We start from the raw sequence: 23,855 nt of genomic DNA, 5'->3' as shown, positions 1-23,855 counted from the left end.
GGCTCGCATCAAAGGGGCGAAAGTCCTCGACCGCCGCTTCAGACCTGCTCGACCGATTTCACATCGGGCAGGTAATGGCACAGCAGATTCTGAATGCCGCGTTTCAGGGTCGCGGTCGAGGAGGGACAGCCGGAACAGGCGCCCTTCATGTGGAGATAGACCACGCCATCCTTGAACCCGCGGAAAACGATGTCGCCGCCATCGCTCGCGACCGCCGGACGCACTTGATTCTCAAGCAGTTCCTTGATCGCCACGACCGTTTCCGCATGTTCGGGAGCGAAAAACTCCTGTTGCGACGCGTCGGGCGCTGCGGCATCGGGGGAAAGGATCGGCCCCCCGGACATGAAATGCTCCATGATGGCGCCGAGGATGGCAGGCTTGAGATGCTGCCATTCGCCGGAGGATTTCGTGACCGAGATGAAGTCCGGCCCCAGAAACACGCCGCTAACGCCTTCAATCGTGAAAAGGGCGCTGGCGAGGGGCGAAGCCCTGGCTTCGTCCAGGCTCGGCATGTCGCGCGAGCCGTTTTCCAGCACGGGTCCGCCCGGAAGGAATTTGAGGGTGGCGGGATTGGGGGTCGATTCCGTTTGAATGAACATGCATGCCTCCGGGATCATCCGGTTCAAGGCCGGAGATGGAATGGACAGAAGATAATCCTCTGGCGCCGCAATAAAAAGGGCTGATTGGCTCTCACGCCTCAATCAGCGGATGAGACCCAGGACGTCCTTGACCTGATTCATGATCGGCCCCGCGATCGCCCGCGCTCGCTGCGAGCCGTCGCGCAGGACCGAATCAATGTAGGCAGGATCCTGTTCGAGGCGCCGCATTTCCGCGCCGATCGGGCCGAGCTTGGCCACGGCGAGGTCGACAAGCTGCTGCTTGAAGGCCGAGAATTGCGCGCCTCCGAACTGCTGCAAGACGGCTTCAGTCGTCGAATCATTCAAAGCCGCAAAGATTCCGATCAGGTTTTCCGCTTCTGGACGGCCGCTCAGGCCCTCCTTATCCGTCGGCAAAGGCTCCGGGTCGGTCTTCGCCTTGCGAACCTTTTGCGCGATCGTGTCGGAATCGTCGGAAAGGCTGATGCGCGAATATTCGGACGGGTCCGATTTCGACATTTTCTTCGACCCGTCGCGCAGGCTCATCACGCGCGCCGCCGGCCCCTGAATCAAGGGCTCCGGCAAGGGAAAGAAGCCGCCGACATGTCCATTGGCCGCGATGGAGTCGGCGAAATCATTGTTGAATTTCTGGGCGATATCGCGCGCCAGTTCAATGTGCTGCTTCTGGTCTTCGCCGACCGGAACATGGGTGGCGCGGTAAAGCAGGATGTCCGCCGCCATCAGGGTCGGATAGGCGAACAGGCCGATCGAGGCGTTTTCGCGATCCTTGCCCGCCTTTTCCTTGAACTGGGTCATGCGATTGAGCCAGCCCATGCGGGCGACGCAATTGAAGACCCAGGCCAGCTCCGCGTGTTCCGCCACCTGGCTTTGATTGAAGATGATGTTTTTGACCGGGTCGACGCCCGAAGCGATATAGGCTGCTGCGATCTTGCGGATCGCGGCGCGCAATTCATTCGGCTCCTGCGGCACGGTGATCGCGTGCAGGTCGACGACGCAGAACAGGCACTCATGCGTCTTCTGCAGCGCGACGAATTTGACGATGGCGCCCAGATAATTGCCGAGATGAAGATTGCCGGTCGGCTGAATTCCGGAAAAGACACGTTCGGGAAATGAGGTCATCGGCGTCCGGGCGGGAAGAATGGGATCGCCGTCTTATGGCTTCGCGCCATTGCTCTGGCAAGAGGCGGAACCGGCGAAACATCCGCCGAATCCGCTCGATCACAAGATGAATCGGCTCAAATCGACATTGCGCGCGAGATCGCCGACACGTTCCTCGACATAGGCGCCGTCAACCGTGACGATTTGGCCGGAATGATCGCCCGCGGCGAAACTGACGTCGTCGAGCACCCGCTCCATCACCGTTTGCAGGCGGCGCGCCCCGATATTCTCGACGCTCGAATTGACCTGAACCGCAACCCGGGCCAGAGCGTCGATGGCGTCTTCGGTAAAGTCGAGAGTCACGCCCTCCGTCTCCAGCAAGGCGCGATATTGCTTGACGAGGCTCGCTTCGGGCTGGGTGAGGATGCGGCGAAAATCATCCTCGTCGAGCGACGACAATTCGACCCGAATCGGCAGGCGGCCTTGCAGTTCCGGCAAGAGGTCGGAAGGCTTGGCGACATGAAACGCGCCCGAGGCGATGAACAGGATATGGTCCGTCTTGACGGAGCCATGCTTGGTGGCGACTGTCGTCCCCTCGATCAGGGGCAGGAGATCGCGCTGGACGCCTTCGCGGGAGACGTCGCCGCTACGGCCGTCCTTGGCGCAGATCTTGTCGATTTCGTCGAGAAATACGATCCCGTTGTTCTCGACTTCGCGGATCGCCAGCCGCACGATCTCGTCCTGATCGAGCAATTTCTCGCTTTCCTCGGCCAGCAGCGGCGCGCGTGCGTCCTTGACCAGCAGTTTCTGCTGCTTGGCGCGTGACGGCTTGCCGAAAATATCGCCCAGCGAAATCGCGCCGACCGAGGCCCCCGGCATGTTCGGCAAGTCGAACATCGGCATCGCAGGCGCGGAGGACGTGGCGATCTCGACTTCGATCTCCTTGTCTTCCAGCTCGCCCGCCCGCAATTTCCTTCGAAAGGCGTCGCGGGTGGCTGCGCTCGAATTGGCCCCGACCAGCGCTGTGACGATGCGCTCCTCAGCTGCAAGCTGGGCCCGCGCCTCGACATCCTTTCGCTTGGTCTCCTTGACCAAAGAAATGCCGATCTCGACCAGATCGCGCACGATCTGCTCGACGTCGCGGCCCACATAGCCGACTTCGGTGAATTTGGTCGCCTCGACCTTCAGGAACGGCGCATTGGCGAGGCGCGCGAGGCGGCGCGCGATCTCGGTCTTGCCGCAGCCGGTTGGCCCGATCATCAGGATGTTCTTGGGTAAAACCTCTTCCCGCATCATCCCTTCGAGCCGCAATCGCCGCCAGCGATTGCGCAATGCGATCGCCACGGCGCGTTTCGCGTCCTTCTGGCCGATGATGTAGCGGTCGAGTTCGGATACGATTTCGCGGGGAGAAAGGTCGGTCATGAATCAGGCTCTGGGGCTGGCCAATATTGCGATCAAAGCGAGTCGACGCTTTCCACGACGATATTCGCATTGGTGTAGACGCAGATTTCCGAGGCGATCTGGAGAGAGCGGCGCGCGATGGCCTCGGCGTCGAGGCTGCTGTCGATTAGCGCCCGGCCGGCAGCCAAAGCGTAATTTCCGCCGGAGCCTATGCCCATCACCACGCCGTCAGCGGCCGGTTCGGGCTCCAGAACGTCGCCATTGCCGGTCAGGACGAGGGCGGCGCTCTTGTCGGCGACCAGCATCATGGCTTCAAGCCTGCGCAGATAGCGATCCGTGCGCCAGTCCTTGGCCAGCTCCACGCAGGCGCGCAGCAACTGGCCGGGATATTGGTCGAGCTTGGCCTCCAGCCTTTCGCACAAGGTGAAGGCGTCGGCGGTGGCGCCGGCGAAGCCGACGATGACCTGACCCTTGCCCAGACGCCGCACCTTGCGGGCGTTGCCCTTGATGATGGTCTGACCCAGGCTGACCTGTCCATCGCCGGCGATCACGGTCTTGCCGCCCTTGCGGACCAGGATGATCGTCGTCGCATGCATGGAAGGCGGGCCGGAGTGGTCGGTCATCGAATCGTCTCGGATGGGATGCGGGTCGCTTTGTCTCGCCAGCGCATCTATTGCGCTCACGCTAATGTTACAAGGCCCTCGGCGACAGAGTGGCGCGCGAGGCGGCGTTTTGCTATGAGCCGTTGCATCCGAGGTCAGAATTTATGCCCCGTAAGGGCGAAGGCGCGTTGAAAAACGCGCCACGACCAATATCCTAGCGGAAAAGCACTCGCCAATCCGCGCTGCCCCGGACGGCAAGGGAAAGAATATGACGCGCCAAGCTGAGATCAAGCGCACGACGAAAGAAACCGACATTTTCGTGAAACTTGCGATCGACGGCTCCGGCCTCAGCAAGATCTCGACCGGAATCGGCTTTTTCGATCACATGCTCGATCAACTCGCGCGCCATTCGCTGATGGACATTGAAATCGCCGCCAAAGGCGATCTTCACATCGACCAGCATCACACGGTCGAGGATGTCGGCATCGCCCTCGGACAGGCGCTGCGCCAGGCGGCCGGCGATCTGCGCGGCATCGTTCGCTATTCCGACGTTCATCTGCCGATGGACGAAACCTTGACGCGCGTCGCGATTGACGTCTCGGGACGCCCCTTTCTGGTGTTCCGCACCGCGATTCCGCAAGCCAAGCTCGGAGAATTCGACACCGAGCTGGTCCGGGAGTTTTTTCAGGCCTTCGCCCAGCACGCCGCGATCGCGCTCCATATCGAGACGCTTTATGGCGTGAACAGCCATCATATCGTTGAAACCTGTTTCAAGGGCGTCGCCCGCGCGCTGGGCGCGGCGCTGGCGATCGATCCTCGCCAGAAGGACCGCATCCCTTCCACCAAGGGAGCGCTTTGAAGCGACGCGGAACGCCATGAAGCTTTATTCAGTCTTTCTTCCGATGGGCGGCTCGACGGCGCGTACGCTTGAACACGCCCGGTTCGTGAAACTGGGCTTTTGCTGGCCCGCCTTTCTGGCTACGCCTCTCTGGGCCGCCCGCCATGGCCTTTGGCTCGCCTTCGGTCTCTGGATGGCCCTTCTCGTCGTCATCGGGCTTCTCGTCGGCTTCGCCCATGTCGGCCCGGCGGCGACCTTCCTGCTTTATAATCTTGGCGCCCTGGCTTTCGGCCTTGAAGCCGACCGCTTTCGGCAACACCGGCTGTCCCGTGCGGGCTTCCTGATCCACGGCCTGACCTTGGGCGATTCGGTCGGCGACGCGGAAACGGTCTATTTCGCCCAGCGCGCCGACGATCTGTTCGCCGCCAAGCCGCAGCCGGCCCAAAACCGGGACGACGGCGCCAAGCCCCCCGCGGCCGGCGCAACGGATGGCGCCGATCTGCTGGGCTTGTTTCCGTCTCGGGAGACTTAGTCTTGAACGTCGCCATCATTGATTACGGATCCGGCAATCTGCATTCCGCGGCCAAGGCTTTCGAGCGCGCCTCGCGCGAAAGCGGCATAGACGCGGCGATCTCTGTCACGGCTGACAGCGAGGCCGTGCGCCGGGCCGATCGCATCGTCCTGCCAGGCGTCGGCGCTTTTGCGGATTGCCGGCGCGGCCTTCTGGAAATCGAAGGCATGGCCGAGGCGCTTGAAGACGCCGTCCGCAAGCGCGGAGCGCCTTTCCTCGGCATCTGTGTCGGCATGCAATTATTGGCCGAACGCGGGCTTGAACATGGCGATACGCCGGGCCTTGGCTGGATCGGCGGCGCCGTCGTCCCGATCAAGCCAAGCGATCCGAATCTCAAAATCCCGCATATGGGCTGGAACAATCTTGACCTGAACAGGCCCCATCCCGTGCTCGAGGGCATAGCGACCGGGCCGGATGGGCTCAATGCCTATTTCGTCCATTCATACCACCTGTTGGCCTCGAACCCTGACGATGTTATTGCCACCACCGAATATGGCGGCGCTTTGACGGCGATGGTCGGCCGGGACACGATTGTCGGCGTACAGTTTCATCCGGAGAAGAGCCAGTCGATGGGGCTCAGGCTCATTTCCAATTTCCTGAGGTGGCGCCCGTGATTCTGTTTCCCGCGATCGACCTCAAGGGCGGACAATGCGTCCGACTCATCCACGGCGACATGGCGCAGGCGACGGTCTTCAATGACGATCCGGCGGCTCAGGCGCTGACCTTCGAGACTCAGGGCTTCGAATATCTGCATGTCGTCGATCTCGACGGCGCCTTCGCGGGCAAGCCGATGAACGCCGCCGCCGTCGAAACGGTCCTCGCCGCGTTGACCAAAATGCAGGTTCAGCTCGGCGGCGGCATCCGCGACATGCGGACGATCGAAGGCTGGCTCGGCAAGGGCGTCAATCGGGTGATCATCGGCACGGCCGCGGTCCGCGACCCCGATCTCGTCCGTGAAGCCGCGCGGCTGCATCCGGGTCGGATCGCCGTCGGCATTGACGCGCGCGACGGCCTCGTCGCCGTGGACGGCTGGGCGAAATCGTCGCAACTGACCGCCGTCGAACTGGGCAAGAGATTCGAGGATGTTGGCGTCGCGGCGATCATCTACACCGACATCGCCCGCGACGGCGTGCTCAAGGGCCTGAATATCGAGGCCACTCTGGCCCTCGCCAACGCCTTGGCCATTCCAGTCATCGCGTCGGGCGGGCTCGCCTCCATCGCCGATGTCGAACGGCTGCTGGAGCCGGATTGCGCGCGCCTCGCCGGCGCGATCAGCGGTCGCGCCCTTTACGACGGCCGGCTCGATCCGCAGCAGGCGCTCAATCTCATCAAGGCCAAGCGCAAAGCCTGAAAAAAGGCCCAGCGTCAGCACGGAGCAGCATTTTGCTTAAGACACGCGTCATTCCCTGCCTCGACGTCAAGGACGGGCGCGTCGTGAAAGGCGTGAATTTCGTCAATCTGCGCGACGCCGGCGATCCGGTGGAATGCGCCATCGCCTATGACGCCGCGGGCGCCGACGAATTATGCTTTCTCGACATCACCGCCAGCCACGAGGAACGCGGCCTGCTGTTCGACGCCGTCCAGCGGACGGCCGAGGCGTGTTTCATGCCGCTCACGGTCGGCGGCGGCGTCCGGACTCTCGACGACATCCGCAATCTGCTGCTGGCGGGCGCGGACAAGGCTTCGATCATGACCGCCGCCGTCCATGATCGCGATTTCGTCCGGCGCGGCGCGGAAAAATTCGGCAGCCAGTGCATCGTCGTCGCCATCGACGCCAAGAACGTCGCGCCCGGACGCTGGGAGATTTTCACCCATGGCGGACGCCGTCCGACCGGCATCGACGCGGTCGAATATGCGAAAGAAGTCACCGCGCTCGGCGCCGGCGAGATCCTCCTGACCTCGATGGACCGCGACGGCGCCAAATCCGGCTTCGACATCGAGCTGACCAGGACCGTAGCCGATGCGGTTTCGATTCCGGTCATCGCGTCGGGGGGCGTGGGAACGCTTGAACACTTGGTCGAAGGCGTTCGAGACGGCCACGCCAGCGCCGTACTGGCCGCTTCCATCTTCCATTTTGGCGAGTTCACCATTGGCGGCGCCAAAGACTATATGGCGAAGGCGGGACTTCCCATGCGACTTGATCGCCCAGCTTTCTAAGGAAGCGCAACCGATGACCGACGCCTTTTCGCTTGATGATCTCGCGGCCCTGATCGCCCGACGCGCGGCGGCGAGCGCCGACCAATCCTATACGCGCAGCCTGCTCGAATCCGGCACGGGCCGAATCGCAAAAAAATTCGGCGAAGAGGCGGTTGAAGCGGTGATCGCGGCGGCCGAGCGCGACGCCGGCTCCCTGAAGATGGAGGCGGCGGACGTACTCTATCATCTATTGGTCTTGCTTCAAGACGGCGGCGTTTCGTTGCAGGATGTCATCGATGAACTCGCCCGGCGCACCCAGCAATCGGGCCATCAGGAGAAAGCCTCCCGCACCAGTTAGGGGGCTCGGCGCGTCCTGGAGGCGGCGTTGAACGACATCATCAGGCAGTCCGTCGCGGAAAACATGGCCGAACCTGTCGGACCCAATCTCTCTCCCTACAGACATTTCACCCGGGAGGAATGGGCGCGACTGCGCGCGGATACGCCCTTGACCCTGACGATTGACGACCTGAAACGGCTTCAATCGATCAACGATCCGATTTCGCTCGAAGAAGTCATCGCGATTTACCTGCCGCTGTCGCGCCTGCTGGCGCTTTACGTCGCGGCAACCCAGGGCTTATTCAAGGCGACCCAGCGATTTCTGGGCGCGGACGATGGCAAGGTTCCCTATATCATCGGCGTCGCGGGCTCGGTCGCAGTCGGCAAATCGACCACCGCCCGCGTGCTTCAGGCCCTGCTGTCGCGCTGGCCGAACACGCCCAAGGTCGAGCTGATCACCACGGACGGCTTCCTCCTGCCCAATGTGGAGCTGGAGCGGGAAGACCTCATGGACCGGAAGGGCTTTCCCGAAAGCTATGACACCAACAGGCTTCTGCGCTTCCTTTCGGACGTCAAGGCTGGACGCGGCCATGTCGAGGCCCCCGTTTATTCGCATTTGACCTATGACATGGTCCCGGACGAAACCGTGAGCGTCGACCGCCCCGACATTCTCATTGTCGAAGGCGTGAACGTCCTGCTGCCCAGCCGCCTGCCGCGCGATGGCAAGGAAACGCCTTTCGTCTCGGATTTCTTCGACTTTTCGGTCTATCTCCACGCGGACGAGGATCAGCTCGAAAAATGGTATGTCTCACGCTTCATGCGGCTGCGCTCGACGGCCTTCCGCGATCCGCGATCCTATTTCAGGAAATATGCCGATATTCCCGATGAGGACGCCGAGGCGACAGCGCGGAGCATCTGGAAGCGGATCAACCTGCGCAATCTGCACGAGAACATTCTGCCCACCCGCGCGCGCGCCAGCCTGGTGCTGACCAAAGGGTCAAGCCATCGCATTGAAGAAGTTGCGCTGCGGAAATTGTGAAAGCGGGTCAGACCATGACCAGTTTCGGCTTTTTCTCCAGCACGGCGACAACCCGCGCAAGCTCGGGGCCGCGCTTCAGGATCAGCCCCGTCTGGGCGACAACCCAATAGGCGCCCTGTTTCCGGATCGCCTTCGGCTCTTTCACGATGCGAAAATAGGCCGCCTCGCCATTGCGCCGAAAGACCGAGAAAACCGCCTGTGACGCCGAAAAATCGATCGCGTAGTCACGCCAGACGCCTTGCGCGACCATGCGGCCATAGAGATTGAAGATGATTTGCAATTCGTTGCGGTCGAATCCGACGACCGGGCCTGCCGACTCCCCCGGCGTCGAAGCCGGCGCCGGCAAACGCAAGACTTGAAGGTTTATCTCAGGCGGGTTTTCGCTCAAGCGCAAGACATCGATTCAAGGATTGTATCATGATGATGTCCCGGTTTCCGTCGCCAGGCAAGCAAAGAAAGCGCGTCTTGGCGCTGGATTTCGTCGCTGGAGGCGAATTCACATTTTCGCCGCCATCACGCCATGCGCCCGCTGTTTTGCGGAGCAATCAAGGGGCGCCTGAGACCTTTGCCCGGGATTTCGCCGCATTGACGCAGCCCCCCAGCCGAGGCGGCTTCCGGAATTGAACAAATGGTCTTTACGGCATGAGCCGGCCGGCGTCGTCCGGCCGGCTCTTTTCGCGCGCGCAGCCGCGCGATCCGGCTCGATCCATTGTCGCGGTCTTGAATCTCGGCTCAACCGCCGCAATATAGCGGCCCGGGGCAAGACGCCCCAAATTTCCTTCCCAAACGAGCCAGAGCGAGAAAAATGACGCAGGAAGCGGCGACGATGGACAACGAACGCCATGTGTTTCAAGCCGATGTGGCGCGACTGCTGCATCTCATGGTTCATTCGATCTATACCGAACGCGATATTTTCCTGCGTGAACTGATTTCCAACGCTGCGGACGCCTGCGAAAAGCTGCGCTATGAAGCCAATAGCAATCCCGCGCTTCTCGACAGCGGCGAAGCTTTCGTCATCCGTGTCGCCCTGGACCCCGAAGCGGGAACGCTGACGATCGAGGACAATGGCGTCGGCATGTCGCGCCACGACCTGACCTCGGCGCTGGGGACGATCGCGAATTCCGGCACCCGCGCCTTCCTCGAAAAGGTCAAGGCGTCCGAATCGGGCGCGGCGGAACTGATCGGGCAGTTCGGCATCGGTTTTTATTCGGCCTTCATGGTCGCCGATCGGGTCGTCGTCGAAACGCGGCGCGCCGGCGAGAGCCTGGCCTGGAGCTGGAGCTCAGACGGCAAGGGCGAATTCGAAATCGCGCCTCTCGACCCGGACAAGGCGCCTCGGCACGGCTCGCGGGTCATTCTTCATCTCAATGACGATTCCAAGGCCTATCTCGAGCCGCACAAGATCGAATCGATCGTCAACGAACATTCGAGCGCCGTCGCCACGCCGATCGAAATCATCGAGAAGCCAGACGCCGAACCGCGGCGCATCAGCGAAGGGGCCGCGCTCTGGGCCAAGCCGAAAGCCGAAATCACGGACGAGCAATATAAGGAATTCTATCAGGAACTGGCGGGCCAATTCGACGAACCGGCGCTGACCGTGCATTGGCGCGCCGAAGGACGAGCCGAATACACCGTGCTGGCTTTCGTGCCCGGATCCCGCCCGTTCGATCTGTTCGACCCGGCGCGCAAGGGCCGCGCCAAGCTCTATTCTCGCCGCGTGCTGATCTCCCGCGAGATCGATCTCCTGCCCGGCTATCTGCGCTTCATCCGCCTCGTGGTCGATTCGCCCGACCTGCCGCTCAATGTCTCGCGCGAGATGGTTCAAGAGAGCCAGCTGTTCGCCGCGATCAAGAAGGGCGTCACGAACCGCCTGCTTCAGGAGCTGGGCAAGCTCGCCGAAAACGATCCGGAAAAATTCGGCCCGATCTGGAAAAACTTTGGGGCCGTTCTGAAAGAGGGGCTTTACGAGGACCCGGAACGCCGTGACGCCCTCCTGAAAATGGCGCGATTCTCGACGACCACTGACGGTGAGGGCAAGAGAACACTGGCCGATTACATCGCGGCGCTACGGCCAAATCAGACCTCGATCTATTACATCACCGGCGAGAATGCCGAGCGTATCGCCGGCAGCCCCCAGCTGGAAGGTTTCCGCGCCCGGGGCGTCGAGGTTCTGCTGCTTTCCGATCCCGTCGACGCCTTCTGGGTCCAGACTGCGGTGGGCTATGACGGCAAGCCCTTCAAGTCGATCACGCAGGGCGGCGCCGACATCAAGAACATTGACCTTCTCGACGAGAGCCGGAAGCCGCCCGAAGATACGGGAGAGGTCCGTGAATTCGTCGCCTTGGCCAAACAGACCCTCGAATCCGTGGTGGAGGACGTCCGCGTCTCCGACCGTCTTTCGGAAAGCGCAGCCTGCCTGGTAGCGCCGGAATTCGGCCCCGACCTCCGACTGCAGCAGATTCTGGCCGCTCATGGCCAGGCTCCTGCGGAGTTGAAGCCGGTGCTCGAGGTCAATCCTTCACATCCGCTGGTCCGCGCGCTGGAAACGCTGGCGAAATCACCGGACCGGAATTTGTTCGAGGACGCCGTCTGGCTCATTTTCGACGAGGCCCGCCTGCTCGACGGGGCGCCCCCGAAAGACACCGCCGCCTTCGCGGCGCGCCTGACGCGCATGCTTAGCAAGGCCTTGGGAGCCTGAGCCTGTCGCCTCCGCCAGCCCTCTTCTCAGCCGGCGACACCTTGGCGCAGGCGCGCAAACTGCTCGCGTCGGCTCTCGCCGACGCTGGCAAGGAGCCTGCCGCGCTGGAGGCGCGCCATCTGCTGGAGGGCGCGTCAGGCCTGAATTCACTTGAGTTGCTGACGCGCGGCGACGAACCTCTTGGTCTTGAGCGCGCCGAACGCTTGCAGCGCTTCATGGAGTGCCGAATCGCCGGAGCGCCCGTCGGGCGCATTCTCGGCCGCAGCGGATTTTACGGGCTCGATCTGCTCGTCACCCCCGATGTGCTGGACCCGCGCGCCGATACGGAAACCCTGGTCAACGCCGCGCTCGATTTCGCGAGATCCCGCCGATGGACGCAGCCGAAAATCCTCGATCTGGGGACGGGCTCCGGCGCCATCCTATGCGCTCTGCTCGATGCGCTCCCCGATGCGACTGGAATTGGCGTCGATCTTTCGCCGTCAGCCTGCCGGATCGCGCAAGCCAATCTCGCGCGATGCGGTCTGGCGAATCGCGCCTCCATAATGTGCGGAAACTGGGCCGAAGCGCTCCTGGGAGCATTCGACCTGATTGTTTCCAACCCGCCCTATATTGCGCTGACGGAAAAGAGCGAACTTGCGGAAGAGGTTGCGGATCACGATCCGGCATTGGCGCTTTATGGCGGTTCGGACGGACTCGACTGTTATCGGCGCCTCGCCCCCGACCTGCCGCGATTGCTGAAACCGGGCGGCGGCGCGCTTTTCGAGATCGGCTGGCGGCAGGCGGCGGATGTGGCGAACATCTTCGAAGCCGAAGGGCTCGGCGTCGCGGAAGTCGCTCGGGACAGTGGCGGCCGCGACCGCGTCATCGCGTTCAGCAGGCCTTGAGCGCCTAATCGCTCTTTTCTGGACATTCCCGGAAAGTTTGGACTTGGCGCGGCGTCAAAAAACATTTAGTCTGCACCGCAGCAAATACCTGGTTGCGCTTGATTAGACCGCAGCAAGGCTCGGCTGGAGAATGGTTCCGCACGTTGCGGCGTTTCAGACCTTCCCAAGACCGGCCACTTAGGCATGCGGTTTGAGCGACGTGGTACGATCGCCGTTTCCCTCAATGGATCTGGAAGATTGAAAGCAAGTTTGCGGAGAGCCGCAAACAGGGCCGGTGAGGCAAAGGCGCCGGGATTTCCGCGCCATCCAAATTTGCAATGAAACAGCGGTGAAGCGTCGCGCGGATCCTAGCGCGGACGACTTTATTACTCAGGGATTATCGATGAGACCTGGTCAAAACAAGCGTATGCGTGGTCGTAATAATCGCAAGGGTCCGAATCCCCTCACCAGGACCTACGAATCGAACGGACCTGACGTCAAGATTCGTGGCACGGCCCAGCACATCGCGGAGAAATATCTCCAGCTCGCGCGCGACGCCCAGTCATCCGGCGACACTGTCGTCGCCGAGAATTTACTGCAGCACGCGGAGCATTATTTCCGCATCATCGCAGCTGCTCAGACCGCCCAGCAGCAAGCCCAGATGGGCTATGGCCGCAATGGCGACGAGCTCGAAGAGCTCGACGACGACGACGATTTCGTGGCGCTGCCCGACCGTTTCTCCTCGCCTCTGGAACGCCAGGCGCCAAGCCCTGCTCCGCATCAGGCGCAGCCGAATATCGCCCCCGTCGGCATGGCCGGCCAGCCTCAGCCTTATTTCGACCGTCCGGCCTATGGGACGGACATGGCGGAACGGGGGCCTGAACGCGCCGAGCGTCAGGAACGATCCGGTGAACGATCCGGCGAGCGCCACTCCAACCATCACGGCGAGCGTCAGGAACGCCAGCCGCGCAATGACCGGCGCTTCAATCAGCAGGGCCAAGGCCGGCAGAACTTCCGCGATCAACAACCCCGCTTCGATGCGCCGCCGCCTGCGGCTCAGGAACAACCCCGCGTGAATTTCGACGCCGTCACGCCGGGCCTGCCAGCTTTCATCACCGCTCCGACCCGCGTCGCCGCGCCTCCCGCCGCCCCGGTCCCCACAAACGCCGTCGCCGCCAACGCGCCAGAGCCCCAGACGGATGGCTTCGGCGCCCAGCCGCCGGTCAGCGGCCAGACGCCCGAGCTCAATGCGCCGCAAGGCGAGGCCGACGAAGCGCGGTTTCATTTGCGTCCGCGCCGCCGCCGGCGCACACGGGCGGAAATCGCCGGTGAGCAAGACGCCGCGGCGCCGGCAGCCGAAGCAAATTCCGCTGATGCCGAATGAGCCCCCCTAATCCTTAATCAAAAGCGGCGCCTCGAGCGCCGCTTTTTTTTATTCAGGACGGCCTTCCCATTCTTTGGCTTGACCTTTTCAAGCTCGAATTGCGTTCCCATATCACCGGTCAGGCCGCCGTTCAGGGGCCAAATTGGTGACGCGGCGTTCTCGCCTTCTGGGAGACGTACGTGGGCATAGGAGGATCGTAATGAATATTGAAAAGCTGACCGAGCGGGTGCGGGGCTTCGTGCAATCGGCGCAGTCTCTGGCGCTTCGCGAAGGTCACCAGCAATTTACGCCGCTTCACCTTCTCAAGGTGCTGCTCGACGACGAGCAGGGTCTGTCCGCCGGATTGATCGACAAATCCGGGGGTCGTTCGCGCGACGCCCTGCAGCAATGCGAGCTAGCACTCGCCAAATTGCCGCGCGTCGAAGGCGCGGGCGCGGGCCAGCTCTATCTCGCCCCGGCAACAGCCCGCCTGTTCGACACCGCGGAACAGATCGCGCAGAAAGCCGGCGATTCCTTCGTTACGGTGGAAAGGCTGTTGCTTGCGCTGGCGATGGACACGAATTCCGAGGCCGGAAAGATTCTCGCCAATGCGGGCGTCAATCCGCAGGGTCTGAACCGCGCCATCGAGGATATTCGCAAGGGACGCACCGCCGATTCCGCTTCCGCCGAAAACGCCTATGACGCCTTGAAGAAATATGCACGCGACCTGACCGAGGCGGCGCGAGAGGGAAAGCTTGATCCCGTCATTGGCCGCGACGAAGAGATTCGGCGCACAATTCAGGTTCTTTCCCGTCGCACCAAGAACAATCCGGTTCTGATCGGCGAGCCGGGCGTGGGCAAGACGGCGATCGTCGAGGGCCTGGCGCTGCGCATCGTCAATGGCGACGTGCCGGAAAGCCTGCGCGACAAGAGCCTGCTGGCGCTCGACATGGGCGCACTGATCGCGGGCGCGAAATATCGCGGCGAATTCGAGGAGCGCTTGAAAGCCGTCCTGAATGAAGTCACCGCGGCGGCGGGCGGGATTATCCTCTTCATCGACGAAATGCACACGCTCGTCGGCGCCGGCAAGACGGACGGCTCGATGGACGCCTCCAACCTGCTGAAGCCGGCGCTCGCGCGCGGCGAATTGCATTGTGTGGGCGCGACCACGCTCGATGAATATCGCAAGCATGTCGAAAAAGACGCTGCTCTCGCCCGGCGTTTTCAGCCGGTCTTCGTCAGCGAGCCGACCGTTGAGGACACCATCTCGATCCTTCGCGGCCTGAAGGAAAAATACGAGCTGCACCATGGCGTGCGGGTGAGCGATTCCGCGCTGGTCGCGGCCGCCACCTTGTCGAACCGCTATATCGCGGATCGCTTCCTCCCCGACAAGGCGATCGACCTCGTCGACGAGGCGGCCTCGCGTCTGCGGATGCAGGTCGATTCGAAGCCTGAGGAGCTCGACGAATTCGACCGGCGCATCATCCAGCTCAAGATCGAGCAGGAAGCGCTGAAGAAGGAAACGGACCCGGCCTCGAAGGACCGCCTGAAAAAGCTTGAGGGCGAACTGGCCGATCTCACGGAAAAATCCGCTGAGCTGACGACGCGTTGGCGCGCGGAAAAGGACAAGCTCGGCGCGGCGCAGAAGATGAAGGAAAAGCTGGAAGCAGCCCGCAATGATCTGCTGATCGCCCAACGCAAGGGCGATTATGCGGAAGCGGGACGGCTGACCTATGGCGTCATTCCCGAGCTCGAGCAGAAACTTGCCGAAACTGAAGCGAAGAGCGGCGAAGTCCTGGTCGATGAGGTCGTCACGCCGGATCATATCGCGCAGATCGTTTCGCGCTGGACCGGCGTGCCCGTCGACAAGATGCTGGAAGGCGAACGCGCCAAACTACTGAAAATGGAAGACGCGATCGCGCAACGCGTTGTCGGCCAGCGGGAAGCGGTTGCGGCCGTGGCGACGGCGGTTCGTCGCGCTCGTGCAGGCCTTCAGGATCCGAACCGGCCGATCGGTTCGTTCATGTTCCTCGGCCCGACCGGCGTCGGCAAGACAGAGCTGACCAAGGCTTTGGCCTCGTTCCTGTTCGATGACGAGACCGCCATGGTGCGTCTCGACATGTCCGAATATATGGAGAAGCATTCGGTTTCGCGGCTGATTGGCGCGCCTCCGGGCTATGTCGGCTATGAGGAAGGCGGCGCCTTGACCGAAGCGGTCCGGCGGCGCCCCTATCAGGTCGTGCTATTTGACGAGATCGAGAAAGCTCATCCCGACGTGTTCAACGTCCTGCTGCAAGTGCTGGACGATGGACGTCTGACGGACGGTCAGGGGCGAACCGTCGATTTCCGCAACGTGGTCATCATCATGACCTCGAATCTCGGGTCGGAATTCCTTGTCATGCAGAACGAGGGCGAGGATTCGTCGGCGGTCCATGGCGAGGTCATGCAAGTGGTCCGCTCGCATTTCCGGCCGGAATTCCTGAACCGGATCGACGAGATCATCCTGTTCCACCGGTTACGGCGGCAGGACATGGGCGCGATCGTCGATATTCAGTTCAAGCGGCTCGAACGCCTGCTGGAAGATCGCAAGATCACCCTGAAACTGAGCGAGGCCGGCCGGGCCTGGCTCGCCGAGAAGGGCTATGATCCCGCCTATGGCGCGCGTCCCTTGAAGCGCGTCATCCAGAAGAACGTTCAGGACCCGCTGGCGGAAATGTTGCTGTCAGGCGAATTCGTCGAGGGCCAGACCCTCGACATTTCGGCCGCGAACGGCGAACTGACCTTTGACGGCAAGCCTATCGGCAAAGCGTCCGCAAAAGCCGAACCCGACTTCGAGACGCCTCCGGCGCGGCTGAATTGATCCAGCAAGAAAGGGCGGCCTGAGCCGCCCTTTCTTATTGCAGCCAGCCTTGCCAGACGGCGGTCAGCAGGAATACGCCCATCAGGAACCGGTAAACGACAAAGGGCCAGGACGAAAAGCGTTCCAGGATCCGCATCAGGCCCCAGATGGCGGCAAAGGCGGAAATGGAGGCGACGAAGAGTCCGACGCCGAGAATCATCCAGCCTTCGGCCGAAAGCCCCGCCTTGAACAATTCGTAAAACTCTTTGACGCCGGCGAGGAAAATCGCCGGAAGACCCAGCAGGAAAGAGAAGCGCGCGGCCTCCTCGCGCTTGAGGTCGAGGAAAAGGGCGGCAGTCAGCGTCGAGCCGGACCGCGACACGCCGGGAATCAGCGCGCCGACCTGGGCGAGCCCCACCAGCATGGCGTCCTTGAGCGAAACATTGTCGAGCGTGCGCCGATGCGTGCAGTATTTTTCCGCCAGCGCCAGCGCGACCGACATGACAATGCAAGCCGCGCCGATCACCCAAAGGCTTCGCAAGGGCGAACCGCAGGTATTTAACGTTTTCGACAGCAGGACCCCGAACACGACGAGTGGCAGGGTCGCAAGGAAAATCCAGGTCGTAAAGCGATACTGCCAGTCCTTGAAATCGCGGCGTTGGACGGCCGCGATCGAACCGAAAACGAATCCCCGAACGTCGGTCCAGAAATAAGAGATCACGGCGGCCAGCGCCGCCATCTGCATCGCCGCGGAGAATGCGGAGCCCGGGTCGCGCCAACCCAGAAGGGCCGGAACGATCCGCATATGCGCGGTCGAGGAGATCGGCAGGAGTTCCGTAATGCCCTGTACGACGCCGAGCGCCGCGACTTTCGCGGCTCCCAGTTCGATGAATCCGGTATCCAGTCCCTGGGTGCAGGCCTCAGCCGACATAAGGTTTCTCCTGTCGAATCAAAACAAAGCCTCCGACCGTTGTGACAAACATGTCGGAGGCTTTCAATCTCGGCGAACCCGGCTCAGCCCTGCGCCGCGCGGCTTTCGACGACCCGGACGATATCGGCCATGATCGTGTTCAATTCGTAATTCTTGGGCGTATAGACCGCCGCGACGCCTTCCGAGAGCAGCAACTTTTCATCCTCGGGCGGGATGATCCCGCCGACAATGACCGGGACGTCCGAAATGCCCTCGGCCTTCATGCGCTCGAGCACGTCGCGAACCAGCGGCACATGTGAGCCCGACAGGATCGAGAGCCCTACGACATGAACGCCTTCCTCGAGAGCGGCGTTGACGATTTCGGCGGGCGTCAGGCGGATGCCCTCATAGACCACTTCCATGCCGGCGTCGCGGGCGCGGACGGCGATCTGCTCGGCGCCATTGGAATGGCCATCGAGACCGGGTTTGCCAACCAGGAACTTGATCCGGCGACCGAGCTTCTTTGAGACGCGCTCGACCTCGGCGCGGACCGGATCGAGCGATCCGCCAGCCTGGCGCGCGCTGCGTCCGACGCCCGTGGGCGCGCGAAATTCGCCGAACACCTCGCGCAGGGTTTGGCCCCATTCGCCCGTCGTCACGCCAGCCTTGGCGGCGGCGATCGAAGGCTCCATGATGTTTCGGTCCTCGACCGCCGCGGCGCGCAACTCCTCGAGCGCCTTGGCCACGGCCTTGGCGTCGCGTTGCCTGCGCCAGGCGTTCAGGCGCTCGATCTGCTCCGCTTCAACATGTTCGGGCACGACCAGGATCGAGCCGTCACCCGTCGTCAGCGGCGACGGCTCCGTCTCAAGGAACTTATTCACGCCGACGACGATCTGATCGCCCGATTCGATGCCTTCGAGGCGACGCGTGTTCGATTCGACCAGTTTGGACTTGAGATAGCCGGTCTCAACCGCCGCCACCGCGCCGCCCATGGCGTCGATCGCGGCAAGCTCGGCGAGAGCCTCGGCTTTCAGCTCGTCGACCTTCTTGCTCAGCTCCAGGCTGCCGTCGAACAGGTCGCCATATTCGAGAAGATCGGTCTCATAAGCGAGAATCTGCTGCAAACGCAGGGACCATTGCTGGTCCCAGGACCGCGGCAGGCCCAGAGCCTCGTTCCAGGCCGGCAACTGAACCGCGCGGGCGCGCGCCTTCTTCGACAGGACGACGGCCAGCGTCTCGATCAAAATGCGATAGACGTTGTTTTCCGGCTGGGGCTCGGTCAGTCCAAGGGAATTGACCTGAACGCCATAGCGGAAGCGACGGTGCTTCTCATCCTTGACGCCATAGCGATCGCGCGTGAGGTCATCCCATAATTCCGTGAAGGCGCGAACCTTGGCGAGTTCGGTGACGAAGCGCATCCCGGCGTTAAGGAAAAAGGAAATGCGTCCGACGACCTCGCCGAAATCTTCCTCCGAGACCTGACCGGATTTCTTCACCATGTCGAGAATGGCGACCGCCGTGGCAAGGGCGTAGGAAAGCTCCTGAACCGGCGTCGCGCCGGCCTCCTGCAGATGGTAGGAGCAGACGTTCATCGGGTTCCATTTCGGAACTTCCTTGGTCGTGAACAGGATCACGTCCTTGGTCAACCGAAGCGACGGGCCGGGCGGGAACACATAGGTGCCGCGCGAAAGATATTCCTTGATGATGTCGTTCTGGGTCGTTCCCTGAAGGACGGAGCGCGGCGCGCCCTGGGCGTCGGCCGCGGCGATATAAAGCGAGAGCAGCCACGGCGCGGTGGCGTTGATCGTCATCGACGTGTTCATCTGGGCGATGGGAATGCCGTCGAACAGGGTGTTCATGTCGCCGAGGTGCGAAATCGGGACGCCGACCTTGCCAACCTCGCCGCGGGACAGCGGGTGATCGGAATCATAGCCCGTCTGGGTCGGCAGATCGAAGGCGATGGACAGGCCGGTCTGGCCTTTCGCGAGATTGCCGCGATACAGCTTGTTGGACTCCGTCGCGGTCGAATGACCCGCATAAGTGCGGAAAATCCAGGGCTTGTCGCGACCGGTGGCTGTCTTCGTCATCGGAACCTCACTTTGATCATGGTGCAGGGCTCTATCGTCGGGCCAAAGACCGGACCATTGCTTTGCCTTACTTTGGTGCGGAGCACAATCGGCTCACGGGGCGGGGCCGAAAACCGACCATATTGACTCCATCTCGACAACCAATTGATTTATAAAGCAATATTTCATACCTTCAACGACAACGCAAAGAGAACAAAACAAGGGCCGACTTTAGCACGAAGCAAAAAAATTGTGCGGACGCTCGCCAAGCGGCAATATTATGTATATTGGCGCAGAAAGCACCAAGGCGAGCAAACGAACCGGAGCGGAGTTCGGGCGCGGCGATTCATCTATTGTGGACCGAGAACGAAGAGTCGAGCATCGCCGGAGCCCGCAATGGGGGTCGGGCCACTTCATCCATAATGGCCATTTATGACAGGAGTCAGCGTTGAGCAATCCATCGCCAGCGGCGAGCGGCTCGAATGCCGCGAACCAACCGGTCCTGAAGGACCTCTATGATATTGGCGAGATTCCGCCTCTTGGCCATGTGCCAAAGAATATGCACGCCTGGGTCATCCGCAGGGATCGCCATGGCCCGCCGGAATCCTCCATGCAGCTCGAGGTGGTTCCAACCTGGACCCTCGACAGCCATGACGTGCTCGTCCTCGTGATGGCCGCTGGCGTCAACTATAACGGCATCTGGGCTGGCCTCGGCGAGCCGATCTCGCCCTTCGACGTGCATAAGCAGCCCTTCCACATCGCCGGTTCCGACGCGTCGGGCATCGTGTGGGCGATTGGCTCGAAGGTGAAACGCTGGAAGGTCGGCGACGAAGTCGTCGTGCATTGCAACCAGGACGACGGCGACGACGAGGAATGCAACGGCGGCGACCCGATGTTCTCCTCCTCCCAGCGCATCTGGGGCTATGAGACGCCGGACGGCTCCTTCGCGCAATTCTGCCGCGTGCAGGACCGCCAGCTGATGATCCGTCCCAAGCATCTGACCTGGGAAGAGAGCGCCTGCTACACGCTGACGCTCGCCACCGCCTATCGGATGCTGTTCGGCCATGAGCCCCATCGGCTGAAGCCGGGCGACAACGTGCTGGTTTGGGGCGCCTCCGGCGGCCTTGGCGTGTTCGGCGTTCAGCTCATCGCGGCGGCCGGCGCCAACGCCATCGGCGTCCTTTCCGATGAATCCAAGCGCGATTATGTCCTTTCGCTCGGCGCGAAGGGCGTGATCAACCGCAAGGACTTCAAATGCTGGGGCCAGCTGCCCAAGGTCAATTCGCAGGAATATGCGGACTGGACCAAGGAAGCCCGCAAGTTCGGCAAGGCGATCTGGGACATTACCGGCAAGAAGGACGTCGACATCGTTTTCGAACATCCCGGCGAAGCGACCTTCCCGGTCTCGACGCTCGTATGCAAGCGCGGCGGCATGATCGTGTTCTGCGCTGGCACTTCGGGCTTCAATCTGACCTTCGACGCCCGTTATGTCTGGATGCGGCAGAAACGCATCCAAGGATCGCATTTCGCGCATCTGAAGCAAGCGGCGGCGGCGAATAATTTCGTCGTCGATCGCCGCGTCGATCCCTGCATGTCGGAAGTTTTCCCCTGGGCGAAAATTCCGCTCGCCCACACCAAGATGTGGAAGAACCAGCACGCGCCGGGCAATATGGCCGTCCTGGTCAACGCGACGCAGACCGGACTTCGCACGCTGGAAGATGTGATCGACGCCGGAAAAGCCGGCTAAGTAAAAAAATCAGACAGAAGGGCGGGATGAAGTCCCGCCCTTTTCAGTCGACGCCCAATCGACCTTTTTAGCTATGACGAACCGCGCCACCGCGAATTCAGCGGGCGGCTTTCCGATGCTTTTTTTCAGAATTAAACCAAACTTCCAAGGACGCCGCATCCTATGCTCGCGAATTGCATCGCGAGCGGCGAAAATTTACGATTTCGATAAGGTTAAGCCAAAGTTAACTGAACGCCCTTAACCTTGCTCCGCCATTATCATTCGAGCGGGTCGGAACCTACCCCATGCGCACGACGACATTGCCGATCGGCGAAGTGCTGCCCGAATCGGCGCGTGTATTCTTCCAACGGCGGCTTCAGGAAGTCGCCGGACTGTCGATCATTGCGTTCACCGCAGCCTTGGGCCTGGCGCTCGCGACCTGGTCGATCGCCGACCCCAGCCTGAATCATGCGACGGACGCCCCGGTCCGCAACGCGCTCGGCGTGAAGGGCGCCATGGTTTCCGATCTCATCATGCAATTGATCGGCATCAGCTCGATTATCTTGCTTGCGCCGCTTGGCTTGCTCGGCTGGAAAGTCCTTTCTCATCGCCGCACCGGGAGCACAGCCGGCTATCTCGCCTATTGGCTCGTCGGAACATTCAGCGCCGCGGCCGTCGCCTCGCTTCTTCCGACAACCGACGGGTGGCCCCTGCCTACGGGCCTTGGCGGCGTCGTTGGCGACGCGCTCGTCGCCTTGCCAAAGCGCTATTTTTCGCCTTTCGGACTCACTCTAAGCGGGCTGGTCTATTTTTCGATCGCGATACTCGCCTTGTCCGCCTCACTGGGCATGGGGGCCCAGCCGTCTCTCGATCCCGATGATGCCGAAGACTCTGGCCAGTCCACGCGGTTCTCCGGCCTCGTCGCGACGCCGGTCGATGACAGGGCGATCTTCAATCAAGCCGCCGAGGCCAGGATTTCGCCTGAAGGCGCAAGGCGCCATCCGGTGAAACAATGGCTTCAGTCCGTTTTTCGCCGGAATCATCAAGAGGCGCGCCAGATATCGCCGGTCGAGCACGATATCGCCGCGCGTCAATTCGACGAACTCGGGCTGGCCCGCTCGAATGTGGAGAGACGCGAGCCGGGCTTCGGGGACGAGGGGGCGGCTGCCTTTCCGGGCGAGAAATCTCGCGTCCCTCGCCCCGCGGGCAGGCCTCGTCGCGGATCGCCGGACGCGAGCGACTCCATTCGGAACGCCACCCCACCGGGCCACTATACTGCCCCTGCCATCAATCTTCTCGCTGTCGGGAAGAAAGTGGCCAGCGGCATCGCTCAGGATTCGCTGGAGCAAAATGCTCGGCTGCTGGAAGGAGTCCTTGAGGATTTCAGCGTCAAGGGCGATATCGTCAGCGTCTATCCCGGCCCCGTGGTGACGCTGTACGAATTCGAACCCGCGCCAGGCATCAAGTCGTCGCGGGTGATCGGGCTGGCGGACGATATCGCGCGCTCCATGTCGGCGGTCTCCGCCCGCGTCGCGGTGGTGCCGGGGCGCAACGCCATCGGCATCGAACTGCCCAACCCGCGCCGCGAGACCGTCTATCTACGCGAGCTGTTCGCCTCGCCCGATTTCGCCGAGACCAAGCACAAGCTGGCCATCGCGCTCGGCAAGACCATCGGCGGCGAGCCGGTCATCGTCGATCTCGCCAAGATGCCGCATTTGCTCGTCGCCGGAACCACCGGCTCCGGCAAGTCGGTCGCCATCAACACCATGATCCTCTCGCTCTTGTATCGGCTCAAGCCGCAGGAGTGCCGGCTCATCATGGTCGATCCCAAAATGCTGGAGCTGTCCGTCTATGACGGCATTCCGCACCTCCTCACGCCCGTCGTCACCGACCCCAAAAAGGCCGTCGTCGCCCTCAAATGGGCCGTGCGTGAGATGGAGGATCGCTACAAGAAAATGTCCAAGCTCGGCGTCCGCAACATCGACGGCTTTAACGCCCGCGTGACCGAGGCTAAATCCAAAGGCGAGATCATCTCGCGCGTGGTGCAGACCGGCTTCGACCGCGAGACCGGCGAGGCGATCTACGAGCAGGAGCAGATGGACCTCTCCGTCCTGCCCTATATCGTGGTCATCGTCGACGAAATGGCCGACCTGATGATGGTCGCGGGCAAGGAGATCGAGGGCGCGATCCAGCGCCTCGCGCAAATGGCCCGCGCCGCCGGCATCCATCTCATCATGGCCACGCAACGGCCGTCTGTGGACGTCATCACCGGCACGATCAAGGCCAATTTCCCGACCCGCATCTCGTTCCAGGTGACGTCGAAGATCGACAGCCGCACCATTCTGGGCGAGATGGGCGCGGAGCAGCTGCTGGGCCAGGGCGACATGCTCTATATGGCGGGCGGCGGGCGGATCTCGCGCGTGCATGGCCCCTTCGTGTCCGACGCCGATGTCGAGAAGGTGGTGGCGCATCTGAAGATGCAGGGCCAGCCGGATTATCTCGACTCGGTGACGGTGGAGGACGAGCCGGACGACGACGAGGCCGACGCTGCGTCCTATGCAGCCGACGACGAGGGCGGCGACCTGTACGACCGCGCGGTGGCGATCGTGCTGCGCGACAAGAAATGCTCGACTTCCTATGTCCAGCGCCGTCTTTCGGTGGGCTACAACAAGGCGGCGTCACTGGTCGAGCGCATGGAGAAGGAAGGCGTGGTCGGCCCCGCCAACCACGCCGGAAAGCGCGCAATTCTCGC

20 protein-coding genes are annotated in these 23,855 nt (G+C 62.1%); 13 read left to right on the top strand and 7 right to left on the bottom strand.

The genetic code is table 11. The annotated features are described in order from the left end of the window. Positions 1 to 38 precede the first annotated feature (38 nt). From QZ409_RS16720 to hslV, 4 genes are all read right to left on the bottom strand, one after another. Complete coding sequence (locus QZ409_RS16720; RefSeq protein ID WP_296713553.1) at positions 39 to 599, bottom strand: NifU family protein; 561 nt, start codon at positions 597 to 599, stop codon at positions 39 to 41. Between the two features lie 102 nt (positions 600 to 701). After that, positions 702 to 1,736 carry a tryptophan--tRNA ligase gene (gene trpS, locus QZ409_RS16715; RefSeq protein WP_296713551.1) on the bottom strand — a complete coding sequence of 345 codons (1,035 nt, stop codon included), beginning with the start codon at positions 1,734 to 1,736 and terminating at the stop codon, positions 702 to 704. A 99-nt stretch (positions 1,737 to 1,835) separates the two neighbouring features. Further along, positions 1,836 to 3,137, bottom strand: coding sequence for an ATP-dependent protease ATPase subunit HslU (gene hslU, locus QZ409_RS16710; RefSeq protein WP_296713549.1), 1,302 nt, complete (start codon positions 3,135 to 3,137; stop codon positions 1,836 to 1,838). Between the two features lie 32 nt (positions 3,138 to 3,169). Further along, a complete protein-coding gene (gene hslV / locus QZ409_RS16705) occupies positions 3,170 to 3,739 on the bottom strand; it encodes an ATP-dependent protease subunit HslV (protein WP_296713548.1) in 570 nt (189 codons plus the stop codon). Positions 3,740 to 3,986: 247 nt separating this feature from the next. On the opposite strand from hslV, the gene hisB reads away from it, so the two are divergent. The 7 genes from hisB (at position 3,987) to coaA (ending at position 8,638) form a co-directional block, all read left to right on the top strand. After that, complete coding sequence (gene hisB / locus QZ409_RS16700) at positions 3,987 to 4,577, top strand: imidazoleglycerol-phosphate dehydratase HisB (RefSeq protein WP_296713547.1); 591 nt, start codon at positions 3,987 to 3,989, stop codon at positions 4,575 to 4,577. 16 nt (positions 4,578 to 4,593) lie between these two features. Then, the gene (locus QZ409_RS16695) at positions 4,594 to 5,088 is read left to right on the top strand and encodes a DUF2628 domain-containing protein (protein WP_296713545.1); all 495 of its coding nucleotides are present in this window, start codon (positions 4,594 to 4,596) and stop codon (positions 5,086 to 5,088) included. 2 nt (positions 5,089 to 5,090) lie between these two features. Beyond that, complete coding sequence (gene hisH / locus QZ409_RS16690; RefSeq protein ID WP_296713544.1) at positions 5,091 to 5,741, top strand: imidazole glycerol phosphate synthase subunit HisH; 651 nt, start codon at positions 5,091 to 5,093, stop codon at positions 5,739 to 5,741. Next, on the top strand, positions 5,729 to 6,478 hold the full coding sequence (gene hisA, locus QZ409_RS16685) for a 1-(5-phosphoribosyl)-5-[(5-phosphoribosylamino)methylideneamino]imidazole-4-carboxamide isomerase (RefSeq protein WP_296713541.1): 750 nt from the start codon (positions 5,729 to 5,731) through the stop codon (positions 6,476 to 6,478). The genes hisH and hisA overlap by 13 nt, the downstream gene beginning before the upstream one ends. Before the next feature lie 32 nt (positions 6,479 to 6,510). Beyond that, entirely contained in the window at positions 6,511 to 7,284 is a 774-nt protein-coding gene (hisF, locus tag QZ409_RS16680; protein WP_296713540.1) for an imidazole glycerol phosphate synthase subunit HisF, read from the top strand. Between the two features lie 13 nt (positions 7,285 to 7,297). Continuing rightward, a complete protein-coding gene (locus tag QZ409_RS16675; RefSeq protein WP_296713538.1) occupies positions 7,298 to 7,621 on the top strand; it encodes a phosphoribosyl-ATP diphosphatase in 324 nt (107 codons plus the stop codon). Positions 7,622 to 7,684: 63 nt separating this feature from the next. After that, on the top strand, positions 7,685 to 8,638 hold the full coding sequence (coaA, locus tag QZ409_RS16670; protein ID WP_296713598.1) for a type I pantothenate kinase: 954 nt from the start codon (positions 7,685 to 7,687) through the stop codon (positions 8,636 to 8,638). Between the two features lie 7 nt (positions 8,639 to 8,645). On the opposite strand, the gene QZ409_RS16665 is transcribed toward coaA, so the two are convergent. Beyond that, on the bottom strand, positions 8,646 to 8,990 hold the full coding sequence (locus tag QZ409_RS16665; protein WP_296713535.1) for a DUF2794 domain-containing protein: 345 nt from the start codon (positions 8,988 to 8,990) through the stop codon (positions 8,646 to 8,648). Between the two features lie 453 nt (positions 8,991 to 9,443). On the opposite strand from QZ409_RS16665, the gene htpG reads away from it, so the two are divergent. From htpG to clpB, 4 genes are all read left to right on the top strand, one after another. Further along, a complete protein-coding gene (htpG, locus tag QZ409_RS16660) occupies positions 9,444 to 11,336 on the top strand; it encodes a molecular chaperone HtpG (protein WP_296713533.1) in 1,893 nt (630 codons plus the stop codon). A 41-nt stretch (positions 11,337 to 11,377) separates the two neighbouring features. Further along, complete coding sequence (prmC, locus tag QZ409_RS16655) at positions 11,378 to 12,220, top strand: peptide chain release factor N(5)-glutamine methyltransferase (RefSeq protein ID WP_296713531.1); 843 nt, start codon at positions 11,378 to 11,380, stop codon at positions 12,218 to 12,220. Positions 12,221 to 12,626: 406 nt separating this feature from the next. Then, positions 12,627 to 13,583, top strand: coding sequence for a DUF4167 domain-containing protein (locus QZ409_RS16650; protein ID WP_296713530.1), 957 nt, complete (start codon positions 12,627 to 12,629; stop codon positions 13,581 to 13,583). A 199-nt stretch (positions 13,584 to 13,782) separates the two neighbouring features. Further along, positions 13,783 to 16,422 (top strand): ATP-dependent chaperone ClpB, encoded by a 2,640-nt coding sequence (clpB, locus tag QZ409_RS16645; RefSeq protein ID WP_296713528.1) that lies wholly within the window; start codon positions 13,783 to 13,785, stop codon positions 16,420 to 16,422. A 34-nt stretch (positions 16,423 to 16,456) separates the two neighbouring features. On the opposite strand, the gene QZ409_RS16640 is transcribed toward clpB, so the two are convergent. Both QZ409_RS16640 and QZ409_RS16635 read right to left on the bottom strand, forming a co-directional pair. After that, on the bottom strand, positions 16,457 to 17,332 hold the full coding sequence (locus QZ409_RS16640) for an undecaprenyl-diphosphate phosphatase (RefSeq protein WP_296713526.1): 876 nt from the start codon (positions 17,330 to 17,332) through the stop codon (positions 16,457 to 16,459). A gap of 83 nt (positions 17,333 to 17,415) precedes the next feature. After that, complete coding sequence (locus QZ409_RS16635) at positions 17,416 to 19,398, bottom strand: protein meaA (RefSeq protein ID WP_296713524.1); 1,983 nt, start codon at positions 19,396 to 19,398, stop codon at positions 17,416 to 17,418. Positions 19,399 to 19,825: 427 nt separating this feature from the next. Here QZ409_RS16635 and ccrA point away from each other — a divergent pair, with 427 nt between their 5' ends. Together ccrA and QZ409_RS16625 are read left to right on the top strand one after the other, a co-directional pair. Then, positions 19,826 to 21,124, top strand: coding sequence for a crotonyl-CoA carboxylase/reductase (gene ccrA / locus QZ409_RS16630; protein ID WP_296713521.1), 1,299 nt, complete (start codon positions 19,826 to 19,828; stop codon positions 21,122 to 21,124). 284 nt (positions 21,125 to 21,408) lie between these two features. After that, the coding region (locus QZ409_RS16625) for a DNA translocase FtsK (RefSeq protein WP_296713520.1) at positions 21,409 to 23,855 on the top strand (2,447 nt) is incomplete at its 3' end.

Origin of the sequence: Rhodoblastus sp. (genome assembly GCF_019449565.1) — a bacterium.
Classification (GTDB): Bacteria; Pseudomonadota; Alphaproteobacteria; order Rhizobiales; family Beijerinckiaceae; genus Rhodoblastus.
Note: the sequence above shows the minus strand (reverse complement) of the source record. Positions and strands in the feature narration are given on the sequence as shown.

What these genes read in the sequence shown, in the direction of transcription:
- QZ409_RS16720 (WP_296713553.1), bottom strand. Translation starts at nt 599, where the DNA reads ATGTTCATTCAAACGGAATCGACCCCCAATCCCGCCACCCTCAAATTC.
- trpS (WP_296713551.1), bottom strand. Translation starts at nt 1,736, where the DNA reads ATGACCTCATTTCCCGAACGTGTCTTTTCCGGAATTCAGCCGACCGGC.
- hslU (WP_296713549.1), bottom strand. Translation starts at nt 3,137, where the DNA reads ATGACCGACCTTTCTCCCCGCGAAATCGTATCCGAACTCGACCGCTAC.
- hslV (WP_296713548.1), bottom strand. Translation starts at nt 3,739, where the DNA reads ATGACCGACCACTCCGGCCCGCCTTCCATGCATGCGACGACGATCATC.
- hisB (WP_296713547.1), top strand. Translation starts at nt 3,987, where the DNA reads ATGACGCGCCAAGCTGAGATCAAGCGCACGACGAAAGAAACCGACATT.
- QZ409_RS16695 (WP_296713545.1), top strand. Translation starts at nt 4,594, where the DNA reads ATGAAGCTTTATTCAGTCTTTCTTCCGATGGGCGGCTCGACGGCGCGT.
- QZ409_RS16675 (WP_296713538.1), top strand. Translation starts at nt 7,298, where the DNA reads ATGACCGACGCCTTTTCGCTTGATGATCTCGCGGCCCTGATCGCCCGA.
- coaA (WP_296713598.1), top strand. Translation starts at nt 7,685, where the DNA reads ATGGCCGAACCTGTCGGACCCAATCTCTCTCCCTACAGACATTTCACC.
- htpG (WP_296713533.1), top strand. Translation starts at nt 9,444, where the DNA reads ATGACGCAGGAAGCGGCGACGATGGACAACGAACGCCATGTGTTTCAA.
- QZ409_RS16650 (WP_296713530.1), top strand. Translation starts at nt 12,627, where the DNA reads ATGCGTGGTCGTAATAATCGCAAGGGTCCGAATCCCCTCACCAGGACC.
- clpB (WP_296713528.1), top strand. Translation starts at nt 13,783, where the DNA reads ATGAATATTGAAAAGCTGACCGAGCGGGTGCGGGGCTTCGTGCAATCG.
- QZ409_RS16640 (WP_296713526.1), bottom strand. Translation starts at nt 17,332, where the DNA reads ATGTCGGCTGAGGCCTGCACCCAGGGACTGGATACCGGATTCATCGAA.
- QZ409_RS16635 (WP_296713524.1), bottom strand. Translation starts at nt 19,398, where the DNA reads ATGACGAAGACAGCCACCGGTCGCGACAAGCCCTGGATTTTCCGCACT.